Genomic DNA, 17,509 nt, shown 5'->3' with positions numbered 1-17,509 from the left:
GAGCGGTTAGTGATAATGATGACGAAAGAAAATCAGTGGAGGATGCCTTTGCCAAATCAGTGCTTTGGGGATTTACGCTCGTTACTGAAGAGAATGGCAAGGTACTTATAGATATGTCAGACTTTTTAATGCAGGATGCGCATAATGTATCCGGCAGGTTGAAAAATGGCAAGCAGGGAAGTTACAGCGTTGATAAGTCACGGTCTGCTATGTTTATGGATCGTACCAAAAACTTCCCTAAAAATTCAGAGTTTGAAGTTACTTTAACGCTAACTGGTACTCCTGCAGGGTGGGACATCAGAAGTGTAACCCCAACAGCTACGAGCGTTACAGTAAGACAGCATCATTCATTTATTGAGTTGCCGGATGATAACTATAAACCTAGAATGTTTGACCCAAGAGCTGGTTACTGGTCGGTAGGTTATTACGACTATGCCTCACCAATTGACGAGGACTTGGAGCAAAGATTTATCTCACGCCACCGCTTGAATAAGAAAGATCCAAGTGCAGCAGTGAGTGAGGCTGTTGAGCCAATTATTTATTATTTAGATAGAGGTACGCCAGAACCAATACGATCGGCATTATTAGAAGGAGCTTCCTGGTGGAATCAGGCTTATGAAGCAGCTGGTTATAAAGATGCTTTCCAAGTAAAAATATTGCCAGAAGGTGCTGACCCAATGGATGTGAGATATAACATGATCAACTGGGTACACCGGTCGACAAGAGGATGGTCTTATGGTTCGAGTGTTACCGACCCACGCACGGGAGAGATTATCAAAGGGCATGTGTTACTAGGGTCTTTAAGAGTAAGACAAGACTATTTAATAGCAGAGGGTTTATTAGCACCTTATGAAGATGGCAAAGAAGTTTCTCCAGCTATGAAAGAAATGGCCCTGGCCCGATTGAGACAATTATCTGCGCATGAAGTAGGACATACATTAGGGTTGTCACACAGTTACTCATCGAGTGCTGAGGGTAAAGCTTCGGTGATGGATTATCCACATCCTGATATTAGTATAGTAGATGGTAAACTAAGCCTAGCAAATGCTTATGATACTAAGATTGGAGCTTTTGATAAAGTATCTATAGCTTATGGCTATCAGGATTTTCCAGAAGGTACTGACGAGAAGGCGGCATTAAATAAAATCATTCAGGATTCATTTAAAGATGGCCTTACCTTTCTTTCAGATCAGGATGCAAGACCACAGGGCGGTGCTCACCCTTATGCGCACCTTTGGGATAATGGAAAATCGCCTGAAGAAGGGTTAGATCATATCTTAAAAGTCCGTGAGATCGCATTGAAGAATTTTGGAGCAAACAATATTAAAAAGGGAGAGCCTTATTCAACACTAGAAGAAGTATTGGTGCCGGTTTACTACTTACACAGATATCAGGCTGAAGCTACTGTTAAGTTAATTGGAGGATTGAATTACCGCTATGCCTTAAAAGGTGATGGGCAACCAATAACAGAATATGTGCCTGCTACAAAGCAAAAGGCCGCGTTGTCAAGTCTTATGAAGTCAATAAGTGCGGATGCCCTAACTCTGCCAGAAAATATTATTAAAATGATTCCTCCGAGACCGATAGGCTATAGGCGCGGTAGAGAACTTGTTGATATTAGAACAGGCCTAACTTTTGACCCTATCTCTGCAGCTGAAACTTCTGCTAATATGACTATGGATTTGTTAACGCACACTGCGAGAATGAATCGTTTGGTAGAGCTTCATGCAAGAAACAGTGATCAGCCATCATTGGAATATGTTATTGATGAGATTATCAAAAACACCTGGGGCCAAAACCGTGGTATAGATTTGAAAGCAGAGGTGGGAAGAGCAGTTGATCAGGTGGTATTAAACCAGTTTTTCAATCTGGCGGCACACGATGAAGCAAGCCAGCAGGTAAAAGCGGTGGTGATGTACAAATTGAAAGAGTTGCAATCTTCTTTAGAGAAAAAGTCAGCGTCAAGTGTGGCGCAAAAGGCGCATTATCAAAGAGGTGCTATGAGAATAGCTACTTTCCTGGAAGAACCAGAAGAGTATGAGTTCATTAAGAACCTGACCCCTCCAGATGGCTCGCCTATTGGCATGGATATGATGTGTGGGGAATAGAGAAAGTATAAACTAGAAATGAAAGGATGGCCAATAGCCATCCTTTTTTTGCAACCTTTGGCCATTTATTGAGTCTATTACTTGAACTCAACACCAACTCAAAATGCTAAAACACAACATTCTCCTCACATTTCGCTCTTTCAAGCGATTCAAAAGCTCATTTTTCATTAATCTTATCGGACTCACAGCGGGGTTAGCCTGTACACTTCTGATATATCTGTGGGTAATGGATGAGCTTAAAGTGGATCAGTTTCATGAAAAAGATGCCCGTCTTTTCAGGGTAATGGAACATCAGCAATATGCTGATCACATCATGACTACAACTTCTACCCCTGGTTTGTTAGCAGAAGCATTAAAAGAAGACTTTCCTGAAATAGAATATGCTGCCACCACCACATGGGAGGATCCATACACTTTATCTATTGGGGAGCACAGTATTAAAGCAGATGGCTATCATGTTGGGTCCGATTACTTTAATATTTTCTCTTATGGACTGGTACAAGGAGACCCTTCACAAGTATTAGCAGATAAGAAGAATATTGTCATCTCTAAATCTTTGGCAAAGCAACTTTTTAATACTGATGAGGATGTTATTGGCAAGGTAGTGGAATATCAGCATGCCAAGGAGTTTGTCGTTTCAGGAGTATTTGAAGGAACGCCAGAGAACTCTACTGCGAAGTTTGATTTTGTTTTATCATATGAAGATTACAAGGATGATAACTCATGGGTAAAGAATTGGGGAAGTAACGGACCCAGCACTTTTGTGGTTTTACGTGAAGATGCTGACCCTGCTGATGTCTCCAATAAAATTGCCGAATATGTGAAAGGGAAGAATGAGGAATCAAACGTCACTCTTTTCCTTAAAAAATACTCTGAGCGGTATCTCTATGGAAGTTATGAAAATGGAAAGCAAGCAGGTGGAAGAATAGAATATGTACAGTTATTCTCATTAGTAGCCATATTTATTCTGGTCATTGCTTGTATCAACTTTATGAATTTGTCTACTGCCAGAGCTTCGAGGAGAATGAAGGAGGTCGGTATAAAGAAGGCTGTTGGTGCAGGTAAAGGTGGGTTGATTGTTCAATACCTTACTGAATCGGTATGCATTACCTTCTTTTCTTTATTGCTGGCCTTAGGTATTATTTGGACTTTCTTGCCCCAGTTCAACGAGATTACCGATAAACATATTGAACTGGTCTTTGATCTGAAGTTTCTGGCTTCTGTTATGGGGGTTCTCGTATTCACTGGACTATTAGCAGGAAGTTATCCTGCGCTTTATATGAGTGGGTTTAATACTATCAGAATCTTAAAAGGAGAGATGCGAGGCTCTTTAGGTGAGCTGTGGGCTAGAAGGGGTTTGGTAGTTTTCCAGTTTGCCATGTCTGTCTTACTCATTGTTTCAGTAATGGTAATTTACGAGCAGATACAGTATGTTCAGAATAAGAATCTCGGCTATGACAATGATAATGTAGTGATGTTCGAAATTGAAGGAAGGGTGGAAAAGAATCTGGAGACTTTTTTAACGGAATTGAGGAAAATCCCTGGTGTGGTTAATGCCTCTTCCATTGGGCATAGCTTAATAGGAAGAAACAATAATACCAGTGGTCTGAAGTGGGAAGGGAAAAATGAGGAAGATAGGATTTTGTTTGAAAACATGCGCGTGGATTATGGATTGATTGAGACCATGGGCATGGAAATTAAGGAGGGAAGAAGTTTCTCGAAGGAATTTTCTGCTGATACTTCAAAAGTCATGTTCAATGAAACGGCTATTGAGATCATGGGTCTTGATGATCCAATAGGGCAGGTGGTGAGACTCTGGGATGAGTACGATCTGGAGATCATTGGGGTGGTAAAGGATTTTCATTTTCAGTCATTACATGAAACAGTGAAGCCTGCATTTTTTATTATCAACCCTGAAAATACCTGGAGAGTCATGACAAGAATTGAAGCGGGTAAGGAGAAAGAAACTTTAGATGCGATTGATGAATTTTATAAGGCATTCAACCCAGGATTTATTTTTGATTACTCCTTCCTCAATGTTGAATTTGAAAAGCAATATGCTGCTGAGCAGCGTGTGGCTACACTATCCCAATACTTTGCGGGTTTTGCGGTGCTAATTTCTTGCCTTGGTCTATTCGGTTTGGCGGCATTTACAGCAGAAAGACGAATAAAGGAGATTGGCATCAGAAAGGCACTGGGCTCAAGCTCAACTAATATTGTTATTCTTTTATCGGCTGATTTTACAAAGCTTGTGCTTTTAGCAATTGTGGTAGCCTTACCATTAAGCTATATGCTCATGTCCATGTGGCTCGAGCGTTTTGCTTTCCGCATCGACTTAAGTTATTGGCTGTTTGCATTTGCTGGATTAGTATCCATATTGATTGCATGGCTTGCTGTGGGTTCGCAAGCTGTTAGAGCAGCCAATGTTAATCCGGCTAAATGCTTACGGTCAGAATAGTTTGTCATGCCGGAAAATATTAGCCTAAATTTTAAAGGGGCTAATATTTATCCGGTATCTCTTTAGATGGAGACTCTGAACCCTCCTTTTTTAAAAAGGAGAGTTCAGAGTGACGTTAACTTTTTGGATAGATTGCCTAGTTAATCCTGTCCTTCAATCCAGGGGCCACCAGCGTCAACTACCTGTTTCGCTAAGGCAGAAATCTTATCATTGGCAGCCTTAAGCTTGGTATTCAAATCCTTTAGTTGGGTTTTGATTATTTCCATGGTCTCTTTATGCGTTGCAGTAGGACCGTAGGTTGATAATGTAATACCCTTGTTTAATGCAAAAATTCGGTCACCAATAGTAGGATTTGTTCTTTCGCCAATGGCCAGTTTAGCGGCATTACCATTCATAATGGTTTGTAAGCTTTGCACCTCGGCTTTAGCACTGGCTACCTGACTTACAATCTCATTGCTCACCTTACTTCTTGAAGCCGCCCAGGTTAATTTGTCAGCGGTTTTATAAGCATTATCAAGCTGAATGCTGGTTTTGTTCACTTCACGGCTTAGCTGCTCATAGGCTCTCCAGAAAGCAGCAACCTCTGCAGGGGCCGATCCTTTTAGTGAACCTTCTCTTAATGGAACTACCTCAACAGAGACAGGCTCACCTAATTGCGTGATTTTGCCTTTTACATATTTGTTTAAAGTAGCCTGATAAGTTCTGGGTGCAACCATCAGTGCATCAGAAGCGCTATAGCCACCATCTAGTGTTAAAACGTCAGGTGATGCAACTTTTAAATTCCATGCTACACGGTTAAAACCTTTATCGGTAGAGGCCATAACACGATTCAAAATAGTGCCGTTGCCATCTTTTATTTCAAGGAAAACAAATGGACCCTCTTCACGCATTTCACTTTCCAGCGCATCCCACGATGGAAATGGAATATTGCCTGAGATACCTTTTTCTTTCTCTTTGCGGATCTTCTCTTCACTCTTAAGTTCATCTTTCAGGTAGTAAGTAAATACTGCACCGAAGTCTGGGTTTGGCGCCACATAAAGTTGCGAACCCAAAGAACCTCGTGTTTCATCAAAATCTAAAGTAGCTCTCGGTACATACCACCAGGCTTTCCTTGGCTTGAATAAGGTAGCTTCCTGCGTTAGTTGGCTTGAAGACACTTCGCGCAGCGCGCTATAGTCATCGAGAATAAAAAAGCCTCTACCAAATGATGCTCCAACCAGATCATTTTCACGTTTCTGTATTGCTAAATCTCTGAATGATATTGTGGGTACACCACCGCTCAATTCAGTCCATGAGCTGCCTGCATCTACCGAGAAATAAATACCAAATTCAGTGGCTAAAAAACACAGCTCCTTTTTGACATGATCCTGCACGAACCTCCAAACTAAATTCTTGTCACCTAGTCCGTTAGTTAATTTAGTCCATGTCGACCCCTTGTCTGTACTTTTTACAAAGTATGGCTGGTAATCACCGTATTTGTGATTGTCAAGTGAGACATAAACAGTATTGGCATCATAGAGATCAGCCTTTACATCATTGATAAAGGCAGTAGCCGGCACACCCATCTGACTGACATTGATTTTTTTCCAAGATGAACCACCATTGTCAGTTACTTGTAATAGACCATCATCTGTTCCTGCATAGATGATATTGGCATCTTTCGGAGATTGAGCTAAAGAGGTAATGGTATTATAGACCGACATAGCTGAAAGATCCCAGGGAGAATCCCAGCTTTGCTGTTTACCCATTATTGGCAGATCAACACGCTTCTCATTTTTAGTTAAATCTCCGGAAATAGCTGTCCAGCTATCGCCTCTGTTTTCTGATTTCCAAACCCTGTATGAAGCAAAGAATATAGTACTGGGGCTGTGTGGGCTTACCAAAATGGGGGCATCCCAATTGAATCGTTCATAGGGTTCATCCGCACCAGGCTGAGGCTGGATGTCTGTGATCTCTCCAGTTCTCATGTCAATCCTTGAAATATTACCTTGCTGGCGTTCAGCATACATAATGTTCGGGTTTCCTGGCTCTGTGGCTGGCTGATGACCATCCCAGTTCAATACCATTTGCCAATCGGCATTGGTTATCCCGGTAATATTATCGGTTCTTGACGGGCCTCCTTGTGAGCTGTTATCTTGCGTTCCACCAAATACATTATAAAATGGTTCGGCATCATCCAAAGCCACTTTGTAGAACTGGGTTACAGGCAAATTCTCCATATATCTCCAGGTATCTCCCAGGTCAAAACTTTCATAAACCCCACCATCGGTTCCTACCATCAGGTAATTAGGATCATCCTTTTTAAAAGCGAGCGCATGATTGTCAACATGCTTATCGGTTGTATTCACTTCTGTAAAAGTTTTACCACCATCCAATGACATTCTCAAAGGACTGTCCATAAAGTATAGCTTATCAAACTGATGAGGGGAGGCGTAGAGCTCCTGGTAGTAATGCGGACCTGTTGCACCTGCTATGGCATCAGACATCTTAGTCCAGCTACTACCACGGTTGTCAGACCTCCAAACACCACCTGTTTTTCTGTTAGTCTCAATGGCTGCATAAACCACATCAGGATTCTGAGGAGAAATGGCCAGACCTATTTTACCCATTTTGCCTTCTGGCAATCCTGTTTTAAGCATTTTCCAGGTGTCTCCACCATCTAAGCTGGTGTAAATTTTAGTTTTTTCACCTCCGCCCATCCAGGCAGCAACTGTTCTATGATGTTGCCATGTGGCCGCATAAATTCTATTTGGATCACGTGGGTCAACCACAAAATCTGTGACTCCTGTCCATTCATCATCTCCCAATGTCTTTTTCCAGGTTTGTCCTCCATCTGTCGATTTGTAAAATCCACGCTCACCACCTTTGCTCCAAAGTGGTCCTTGTGATGCCACAAGCACGACATTAGAGTTGCCGGGCTTGATGTATATTTTTGAGATGTGCTCTGATTGCTTAAGTCCCATATTGGTCCAGGTAGCACCATCATCTTCACTTTTATAGACCCCATCACCAAAGCTGATGTGTCGGCCACCATTGTTTTCTCCAGTGCCCACCTAAATAGTATGGGGGTTATTTGGGTCAATGGTTACACAGCCAGTGGCAAAAACAGACTGATCATCAAATACCGGAGTGAAAGTGGTTCCTGCATTGATGGTTTTCCAAACCCCTCCCGAAGAAACTGCCACATACCAGATGTTTTCGTTGGTAGGATCTATTGCAAGGTCAGAAATACGACCAGACATAAATGCGGGGCCTATATTTCTGAATTTTAGATTATTGAAAAGCTTCGTGTCTATTGGTGTTTTAGCAGGAGACTGGCCTCTGCGCTGAGAAAATACCGACTCTGCAGGAATAATTAGTGCGAACGTCAGTAGATAAAGGAGGATTTTTTTCATGATTGATAGGATTGGTTTATCCCTAAAATAATCATAAAGCACCATCTTTTTAAGTCGCATGTGAAAACTGGTGAATTCAGCTATTTGAATGGAGTGAGTATCTAAAAAAATAGGCTGATTTCCTTCAAAGGGAATCAGCCTATTTGATATAGGTATGATATTTTTAAAAATACAGCGGACTTATTTTTTCACCAATACATGATCTCTGGTGAAACTCAAATCGATGTTCACCATTTCAGCTATGCTTTCTAATATTAGCAATATTGCTTTTTGATTGTCCAAAGTAAGTTTGCCTGAGTAAATACTTTTTGCAAGATTGAAGATGCTATTCTGCACATTAATCAAATTTGGATTAAGTTTAATTTGACTAGCCAGTTTTAGAATAGAAAGTACATTTTTCAATGGATCAGTTTTAACAGGCTCTTGCTCAAAGCGGTCTAACAATTTATGCAGAAGATTTTGCAACGCCTTATTTATAATCTCTTCATCAATATTTACCTTCCATTTGTTAACCTCATGGACCAGATGTTTTAGTTTTTCGAGATCAAAGTCTGGAGCCATCAGGTTGTCTTTCAACTCAATGTTAATGACCATTTCCAGGTTCTTTCTCAAGATATCTGGAATACCTAAATTTTCCAGAGCCATTACATTCATGATATTGTAATTGATATCATAAATCTTGCGGTAGGATTCATAGGCCTGATCTTCACTCTGATTCAAGAATTGGTTAACGAGCTTGAGCTGTTCATCTTTAAACATTTGGAAGAACGAGAAATTGTGTTCTTTAAAATGCTCCTTAATCAGGTCAGTGACTCTCGCAATGTTACTTCTTCCAAATGCATTGGTTAGCTCTAAGGAGATATCTCCAAATTCCTGATCACTCAATGCTTTGGTGGTTCCTCCAATTAAATGGTGTTGCCCCAGATAAAGAACTACAAAACTAAACTGCTTTTGAGAGAGTGTTACTTTAGAGCTAACACTTGTAGATCCAATGGCTAATTTTTGAATGCCAGCATTTATTCGCTCATATTTTATACTTTCACAGTCGTAGTTTAGAACAGTGAGGGTCTTCGGATTATTGGCGAATAATGAGGCTACAGCATAATGCATACCCACCTGCGTAAGTGTTAGCTTGTAAGGTGATATGTATCTTTCATAAATATCCTTTCCTGATCCGATATCAGAAATATTACTTTTTGCTTTATCTAAATCAGCTAAAAAAGCATTTTCCAATTTAACGTTTGACTCACTCTCTGCAAGCTGGATGGCCCTTGCAGCATATTGTAATATTTGTACTGTCTCAATGCCTGATAGTTCATTGAAAAACCACCCGCAGCTGGTAAACATTAGCTGTGCGTGGCGTTGCATTTCCAGTAATCTAATGGTTTTTGTCTTTTGAGTTTCAGATAACCCACTGGCCGCATGTTTGGAAATAAAGTTTTCAATATTGGCTTTGGTGCGATTAAGCATTACCTCAACATAGGCATTTCGTGCTTCCCAAGGCTTAGGCATCAAAGGCTTCATTTCTTTTTCAAAAACCTTAATCAGATGATCTCTTAAATTATTCAATGCATCTCTAAGAGGTGCTCTCCAGGCCTGATTCCATCCTTCCATCCCTCCGGTATGGCAACCACAGTCGCTTTTCCATCTTTCAACACCATGTGCGCACGACCATGAGCTATTTTCGTGAATTTCCGCTTCATATACCGCATCGACAGTATGCATGTACTCAGAGTAATTCGTGATTTTGGCCAGATTATTATTCTCAATATATCGGATGGCATAGGCTAATGCCATGTCACCATTTTTATGGTGGTGGCCATAGCTTTCTCCATCTGTCGCTATGTGCACTAACTGGGGCTCATCTGTTGGCTGAAAACCAGAAATAAGGTCATCGGCAAAAGCTTTTCCATTTTCGAGAAGCCCTTTAAAGGCCACTCCTTGAGAGCGATCGCCATCGTAGAAAAAAAGCACAATTTTCTTTCCAGAAGGCAGGTTGCAGGTATAATGGAAGTTGCTATTGATGCCATCTGTCCAATGTTCATCACCTATTTTCCTGAACCTTTTGGCCTGTGATGGTGCCAAAACAGTGAATTTTATGCCATTGTCAGCACAAATTTCGAGGGTTTCTGTGTCGACAGCTGACTCAGCTAACCATACACCTTCAGCAGGACGGCCATACCTCTTTTTAAAGTCATAAAGACCCCATTTGACCTGGGTTTCTTTGTCTCTTCTATTGGCCAATGGCATAATGATGTGATTATACACTTGCGCCATAGCAGAGCCATGTCCATTGAAGTTTTTAACACTTTCTTTATCAGCTTCAATAATGGCCTCATGCGTATCTGGCGCATTTTGCTCCATCCATGAAAGAAGGGTAGGGCCGAAATTGAAACTGATCTTTGAGTAATTGCTTACAATATCAATGATTTTAAATTCTTCATTGAGTATCCTCGAATGTGTATTGGAAGCATAGCATTCCTCATTAATTCTTTCATTCCAGTCATGATAAGGGTGTGCTGAAGGTTGAATCTCTATCTCCTCTAACCACGCATTCTCCCTCGGGGGCTGATAAAAATGCCCATGTATACACAGAAACTTATTGTCCATTTATTTCTTCTTAGTTGTAACTGCCTTCTTCAGAACGGAAATTCCCAATGGTGGTACATTTAATTCTAAAGAGTTATCTCTTCCGTGATACGGAGTTTTGACAGTTTTAATAGCTTTTTTGTTGAGTGAACCGCTACCTCCATATTCTACCGCATCTGAATTAAAAATCTCCTTCCAGGTGCCAGCTGAGCTTACACCAACGCGATAGTTTTCCCTTACCACAGGAGTAAAATTAGCGACAATTATCAAAGTATCTTTTTCTTTTGTGCCTTTTCTCATGTAGCTCAATACCGAATTTTGAGAGTCATTTAATTCAATCCACTCAAATCCATCGCTGCTAAAGCCCAGCTCATACATGGCAGGCTCTGAGGTATAGAGCTTATTAATACCAGTGACCATAGCTTTTATGCCTTGATGTGGCGCATGATCAAGCAGGTGCCATTCTACAGAATTGTCATGTTTCCATTCTGAAGTCTGGCCTATCTCACCCCCCATAAACAAGAGTTTAGTACCCGGGTGGGTAAACATCCAGCCATACAATAATCTTAGATTGGCAAACCTCTGCCACTCATCACCGGGCATTCTTCCTATTAAAGGGCCTTTGCCATGTACTACCTCATCATGAGATAATGGCAGCATGAAATTTTCAGTAAAGGCATAAGCCAAACTGAATGTTATATCATTTTGATGGTATTGGCGATAGAAAGCATCCTTTTGGAAATAGGCCAAGGCATCATTCATCCAACCCATCATCCATTTCATACCAAAACCCAGGCCGCCAACGAAAGTTGGTTTACTGACCATCGGAAATGATGTTGATTCCTCGGCAATTGTCTGAACATCAGGAAACTCCTTATAAACATTTTCATTGAGCTCTTTCATGAACGAAATGGCCTCTAGGTTTTCTCTTCCTCCATGTTCATTAGGTATCCACTCACCTTCTTTTCTTGAATAGTCCAGGTAAAGCATAGATGCTACTGCATCAACCCTTAAGCCATCGGCATGGTATAAATCCAACCAGAATAAGGCATTACTAATTAGAAAACTTCGCACCTCATTTCTGCCATAATTGAAAATATAGCTGCTCCAGTCAGGGTGATACCCTTTTCTAGGATCAGCATGCTCGTAAAGGTGGGTGCCATCGAAATCATAAATACCATGAGCATCGCCAGGGAAATGTGATGGTACCCAATCTAATATTACGCCTATACCGGCATTGTGGAAGCTTTCCACCAATTGCATAAACTCCTGCGGGTCACCGAATCTGGAAGTTGGGGCAAAATAACCAGTCACCTGATAACCCCAAGATCCGAAGAAAGGGTGTTCCATCACTGGCATAAATTCTACATGGGTGTAACCCATCTCTTTTACATATTTTACTAACTCATCCGCGAGTGCGTTATAAGAGAGAGATAAATGTTCGTGATCTCTTTTCCACGAACCTATATGCACTTCATAAACTGAAAATGGGCTGTCTAAGGCGTTATTCTTTTTTCTGGAAGACATCCACTTTTTGTCTTTCCAAGTGTGTTTTAGGTCCCAAACAATGGATGCAGTCTTTGGAGGTGTTTCCCATTTGAAGGCAAAAGGGTCCCCCTTTTCAAGTACTCTGCCCTGCTCGTTGGAGACAATTTTATATTTGTAAGCAGCTCCATTTTTTACTCCCGGCACAAATCCTTCCCAAATACCTGAAGAGTCCCATCGAGAGTTGAGCTCATAGCCTGCACCATTCCAATAATTGAAGTCGCCAATCACACTTACTTCTTTGGCATTTGGAGCCCAAACAGCAAAGTAGGTGCCTTCTGTTTTGCCAACTTTGATGCAGCGAGATCCTAATTTCTCATATAATTTGAAATGCTTACCACCTCTAAATAAATCGATATCAAAATCGGTGAACAAAGAGTGGGATTGTATAAATTCTTGAAATTCAGCCACAGTAGTTTTATTTATCGTCTAATATTTGTTTAACCCCGGTTAAGGGTATTATTACCCAATCCGGGCGTGATTTTAGCTCGTAACCTATCTCGTAAATTGCTTTTTCGAGCAAATGATATTTTAGCAAGTAAACAATTTCCGGGTAGTAGCCTACATCCATATTGCTGGACATGGCAGTATCCAGATAAGTTCTTAAGAACACTGACAGTATGCAGTGGTAATATTTCTCACCAGCCTGAAAAAGATCACTTTCAGAGAGGTTCGATTTAAATTCCTTGTCAAAAATAACAGCATAGACAGCATAGTGAAATGAGCGTAACACACCTGCTACATCTTTTAATGGGGTCTGTTTTACTTTTCTATCTCGAATGGTGCTTTCCGGCTCACCCTCAAAATCAATGATGTAAAAATCACCTTTATCAGTAACCAAAATTTGACCCAAATGAAGGTCACCATGAATCCTTATTCTTTGACTGTTTAACAGGTTCTCCTCAAATTCTAAAAACTTGGAATTGATAATTTCCCGAGATTCGAGAAAGTTGGTAGCATATTCCTTAGCTAGTCCTTTTAGTTTATCGATGTTCTGCTCCACTAAAATATGCCTTGCATTGAACTGATAGATAATTCTATTTTTCAGCCAAACTGAATAATCAGAGTTAAACTCAATAGGATTAAAAGCAGTATCATACCTGTTTTTGAAAAGGGCGATGTGCATTTCGGCAATTCTGGAGGCCATTTTTTGCACATTTTTTAAGGTTTGAAAACCTATGAGATGCACAATCTCATCATCAAGGTCCTTGATTTTCCTTCGCTCAAATAATGGAATATCTTCAATATCCTTAACATCCACATTATCATTTTTAATGCGCTCAAAATACGATTTAACATCAGCAGTCATTAAAGTCCAGGCCTCCCCGATGTTCTCAATTTTGCCCTGCATTAAGCCAAGAGAAACAATTGAAAACCCTTTCTTCTTCCAGCTGATGCTGCCTGCATAGCTCGGGGCATTCTTGTAGCCTGCGTCATCAGACAAATATTTGGTCAGCTCCTGATCTGGATTAATATCCTGAAATAGTCTTCTGAATATTTTCAGATAGTATTTGCCATTATATTCTATTGAAGTATTGCTCTGGTCAACGCCAAGGAGCCTGGAACTTTCATATTCAGTAGCTGACCGCAGCATTTTGCCTTTCTCGAAAGTGAGGATACTCTCGGTGTCTTCAAACTTGTTTTGTTTCGTAATCTGAAAGAATAAGAATTTCCTGAATTCTTCCCAGAAAAGTGAATCTATCACCTGGCCTTTTACTCCTCCAACTGAAGCCTCACACACTACCCCTTTTTTGTCAATGTCTTTGCCAGTGCAGAAGGCAAGGGTCATGAAATAATACTCTGTAAAACCTGCGGCAAAATTGACCTCTATAGTAATGGCATGCGCCAATGTTCCTTTATCTCCACCTAGCGCAGTTTTTTGACTTATCCTGTAGTTTTTGGCCTCTTCAGATTTGGCTGCATACCATCGAGTGGAATGCATATATTTTGAAAGTTGCTCGGTGAGCTGGGTTATAAACTCAGCATCATCAAATACTTTATTCCATTTTTTGCTCGTAGTGAGAAGGTCGGCCATATATCTATATTTCTATTTTGAAAATGTGAAACGGCAATCCATGATTTCCCAACTCCACATAATTCCATTCCTTATCCCACGTATAGGCCGTTTCAGCAACTAAATCCTTTACTGTAAACCGGGCGCCTTCTTTAATGTTTAATTGATTCAAAGGCACCTGCACCCAACCGGATTGTTTACTGTAAGGGTCGAGATTAACTACTGTTAAAATTCGACTCTTATCATCTGGACTGACCTTAATATAAGCAATAATATTGTCGTTATCTATTGAGCAAAATTGAATGTTGTTAGTATCCTGTAATGCTGTTTGCTGATGGCGGATTTTATTCACCGCAGTGATGATTCCTTTCAGCTTATTTTTCTTCTTCCAGTCATAGTGTTTTACCTCATACTTTTCAGAATCAAGATATTCTTCTTTACCAATAATGGCGTCATGAATCATTTGTTCGTAAACTGGCCCGTAGATGCCAATATTGGAACTCATGGTGGCAGCCAGAATGTATCTGGTGATGAAGATATTCTCATTACCTGATTGTAGCTGATACGGATTAATATCTGGTGTATTCGGCCAAAAATTTGGCCTGAAATAGTCCTTGAGCTCAGTCTGAGATAGCTCAGTCAAATATTCCATCAACTCATGTTTTGAGTTCCTCCATGTGAAATATGAGTATGACTGAGAGAAACCAACTTTGGCCAGTTGAGCCATAATCTTGGGCCTGGTAAATGCTTCTGCCAGAAAAAGAAAATCAGGGTATTTGGCTTTGACTTTAGCTATTAAATATTCCCAAAATCTGAAAGGTTTGGTGTGTGGATTATCAACTCTAAAAATTCTAATGCCCTGTTTGGCCCAATAAAGGGCAACATCAACCAATTCGTCCCAAAGGTTTTGCCAGTCATCGCACTCGAAGTGAATGGGAAGAATGTCCTGATATTTTTTTGGAGGATTTTCAGCGTATTGAACAGAACCATCCGGTCGCCACTTAAACCACTGGGGGTGTTGCTTTACATATGGGTGGTTTGGCGCACACTGCAATGCAAAATCCATGGCCAGTTCAATTCCATGCTTATCTGCTGCTTTAATCAGACTTTTGAAATCAGATAAGGTTCCGAGTTCTGGTAAGATTTCGGTGTGACCACCTGCTTTGCCTCCAATTGCCCACGGACTTCCAGGTTCTCCTGGCAGTGCTTTAGTTGAGTTGTTTTTACCTTTTCGGAAATCTTCGCCTATTGGGTGAATGGGAGGAAAGTATAGGGTATCAAAACCCATAGCAGCTATTTCGGGAAGAATGGCTTCACATTCCTTAAAAGTACCATGCTGACCTTCTACAGCTGATGAGGATCTTGGAAAAAACTCATACCAAGTACTGAACAAGGCCTTATTTCTATCAACATAAACATCCAGTTCCCTTTCATAACGTAGGGTAAACTTATCAGAAGGGTATTTGTGAAAAATGGCTTCCAGCTTTTTGCCATGAGCCTCTTTTATTGCCTTTTTATATTCTTTTTTATTAGCAAATAGCTTTATCAGCTCGTCAAGATATTTTTTCTCCGGAGCTGTAGTTTTACTTTTTATTGCTTTTAGATATTGTACCCCATCTAAAAGCTCAACATCTACCTGTTGATCATCATCAATTTTTCTTTCTATATTATGCTGCCAGTTAAGCGCGTAATCTACCCATGCTTCGATGGTGTAAGTATAAGTCCCTTGCTTTGCAACTTTAAAACTGCCACTCCATGAGTCATTGACAGTATGTTCCATTTCGATGCTGCTCCACTGCTTATCTTTTTCGTGTTTAAATAATAGCCTGGCATTAATTACATCATGACCATCGGTAAATATATCTGCAGTGACGTCAACGTTTTGACCTACTACCCTTTTTATATAGAACTTACCATAATCAATTTCCGGTTGTACATTTTCAATGATGACACGAATTTGTCCTGAGAGCATAGTATTTTAAATAGTGAGTATTTATAAAAATATGAACAAAAAGAACCGATATGAAGGACGAGGTGTAAAATATTACTGCAAACGATTGCAAATAATCCAATCAAAGATTTTAGGATAATATCAGTGGCTAAATGTTCCATATGATATTTAGTGGTAATTTTGCAGCTATGATGAATGAGCCTATGCAAGAACCGGATGATGATCTGTTCGAGCACCATAAAATAATAGCTGACCCCGGTCAGGCGCCATTGAGGATTGATAAGTTTTTGATGGACAGAATATCTAATGCTACAAGAAATAAAATTCAGAACGGCATAGCAGACGGATTTGTGGATGTTAATGGCTCATCAGTAAAGTCTAATTATAAGGTGAAGCCAGGTGATGTCATTACGGTTTCTATGCCTGAGCCACCAAGAGATACAGATGTAGTACCCGAGGATATTCCATTGAATATTGTTTATGAGGACAAAGATTTATTGGTGGTAAACAAGGAGGCAGGCATGGTGGTACATCCTGCTTATCAGAACTGGTCGGGTACTTTAGTAAATGCACTGACCTATCATTTTCAGAATCTTCCTGAAATGGAAGGTAATGAAGGCAGACCTGGGCTGGTTCATCGCATTGATAAAGACACTTCGGGCTTATTGGTTATTGCTAAGTCTGAAACTGCCATGCATGGTTTAGCCAAACAGTTTTATGATCATAGTATTGAAAGAACATATTATGCATTGGTCTGGGGAATACCAGTACCAGAGAAAGGTACAATTGATATAAACCTAGGCAGAAGTCTAAAAGACAGAAGAATAACCGTAGCGTACGAAGATGAAACTATTGGCAGAAATGCCATTACACATTATGAATTGCTTAAGGACTATAGATATGTATCCTTAGTAAAGTGTAATCTGGAAACAGGACGAACTCACCAGATAAGAGCTCATATGAAACATATTGGGCACACATTATTCAATGATGCTACCTATGGCGGAGACAAGTTGTTAAAAGGCACTCAGTTCTCTAAGTATAAGCAGTTTGTAGACAATTGTTTTAAAACAATACCACGGCAAGCACTGCACGCCAAGTCACTCGGGTTTGTTCACCCTGTAACCAAGGAGTTTATGCAGTTTGATTCAGAACTGCCTGAAGATTTTACCAACGTTATCGACAAATGGGAACACTATGTGCAATACAACTAAGCTATTTTAAAATGGAGCTTGCATAGCATTGTTTTCCAATGCCCGCTGTATTTGCTTCATGGCTTTCGTTTTGATCTTCCTGCGTACAGGATTTTTAACGCTGTCCCAAAATAGGTTGTTTACAAAACGCATAACACGTTCAACCTTTGAGTCGTCCATCTTTTTTAGAGACTGGATAATGGCTTCTTTTTTTGAAGGAGTATTCATGGTAGTAGTGGTTTAATTAAAACTTTAA

Annotated in this window: 10 protein-coding genes; 3 read left to right on the top strand and 7 right to left on the bottom strand. The window is 40.3% G+C overall.

Annotation, left to right across the window (positions count from 1 at the left end):
• Both E1140_RS08455 and E1140_RS08450 read left to right on the top strand, forming a co-directional pair.
• A partial coding sequence (locus E1140_RS08455) for a zinc-dependent metalloprotease (protein WP_155181687.1) occupies positions 1-2,108 on the top strand: 2,108 nt, incomplete at its 5' end.
• A gap of 103 nt (positions 2,109-2,211) precedes the next feature.
• Positions 2,212-4,566 (top strand): ABC transporter permease, encoded by a 2,355-nt coding sequence (locus E1140_RS08450; protein ID WP_155181685.1) that lies wholly within the window; start codon positions 2,212-2,214, stop codon positions 4,564-4,566.
• 140 nt (positions 4,567-4,706) lie between these two features.
• Here the strand turns inward: E1140_RS08450 and E1140_RS08445 are convergent, their stop codons facing one another.
• The 6 genes from E1140_RS08445 to E1140_RS08425 all read right to left on the bottom strand — a co-directional run bounded on the left by E1140_RS08445 (position 4,707) and on the right by E1140_RS08425 (position 16,081).
• Complete coding sequence (locus tag E1140_RS08445) at positions 4,707-7,619, bottom strand: WD40/YVTN/BNR-like repeat-containing protein (protein ID WP_221412662.1); 2,913 nt, start codon at positions 7,617-7,619, stop codon at positions 4,707-4,709.
• Entirely contained in the window at positions 7,620-7,961 is a 342-nt protein-coding gene (locus E1140_RS21665) for a beta propeller repeat protein (RefSeq protein ID WP_221412661.1), read from the bottom strand.
• A 180-nt stretch (positions 7,962-8,141) separates the two neighbouring features.
• A complete protein-coding gene (locus tag E1140_RS08440) occupies positions 8,142-10,571 on the bottom strand; it encodes a DUF3536 domain-containing protein (protein ID WP_155181682.1) in 2,430 nt (809 codons plus the stop codon).
• A complete protein-coding gene (gene glgB / locus E1140_RS08435; RefSeq protein WP_185153491.1) occupies positions 10,572-12,506 on the bottom strand; it encodes a 1,4-alpha-glucan branching protein GlgB in 1,935 nt (644 codons plus the stop codon).
• A gap of 7 nt (positions 12,507-12,513) precedes the next feature.
• Positions 12,514-14,130, bottom strand: coding sequence for a trehalose synthase (locus tag E1140_RS08430; protein ID WP_155181679.1), 1,617 nt, complete (start codon positions 14,128-14,130; stop codon positions 12,514-12,516).
• A gap of 4 nt (positions 14,131-14,134) precedes the next feature.
• Positions 14,135-16,081: an alpha-1,4-glucan--maltose-1-phosphate maltosyltransferase gene (locus tag E1140_RS08425; protein WP_155181676.1), complete on the bottom strand. Its 1,947-nt coding sequence runs from the start codon at positions 16,079-16,081 to the stop codon at positions 14,135-14,137.
• Between the two features lie 140 nt (positions 16,082-16,221).
• Here E1140_RS08425 and E1140_RS08420 point away from each other — a divergent pair, with 140 nt between their 5' ends.
• Complete coding sequence (locus E1140_RS08420; protein WP_246202744.1) at positions 16,222-17,274, top strand: RluA family pseudouridine synthase; 1,053 nt, start codon at positions 16,222-16,224, stop codon at positions 17,272-17,274.
• Between the two features lie 6 nt (positions 17,275-17,280).
• Here the strand turns inward: E1140_RS08420 and E1140_RS08415 are convergent, their stop codons facing one another.
• Entirely contained in the window at positions 17,281-17,481 is a 201-nt protein-coding gene (locus tag E1140_RS08415) for a hypothetical protein (RefSeq protein WP_155181672.1), read from the bottom strand.
• Positions 17,482-17,509 lie beyond the last annotated feature (28 nt).

This window comes from Fulvivirga lutimaris (assembly GCF_009711525.1).
Lineage (GTDB): Bacteria > Bacteroidota > Bacteroidia > Cytophagales > Cyclobacteriaceae > Fulvivirga > Fulvivirga lutimaris.
The sequence above is the reverse complement of the archived record's forward strand: the minus strand, read 5'-3'. Positions and strand labels throughout refer to the sequence as shown.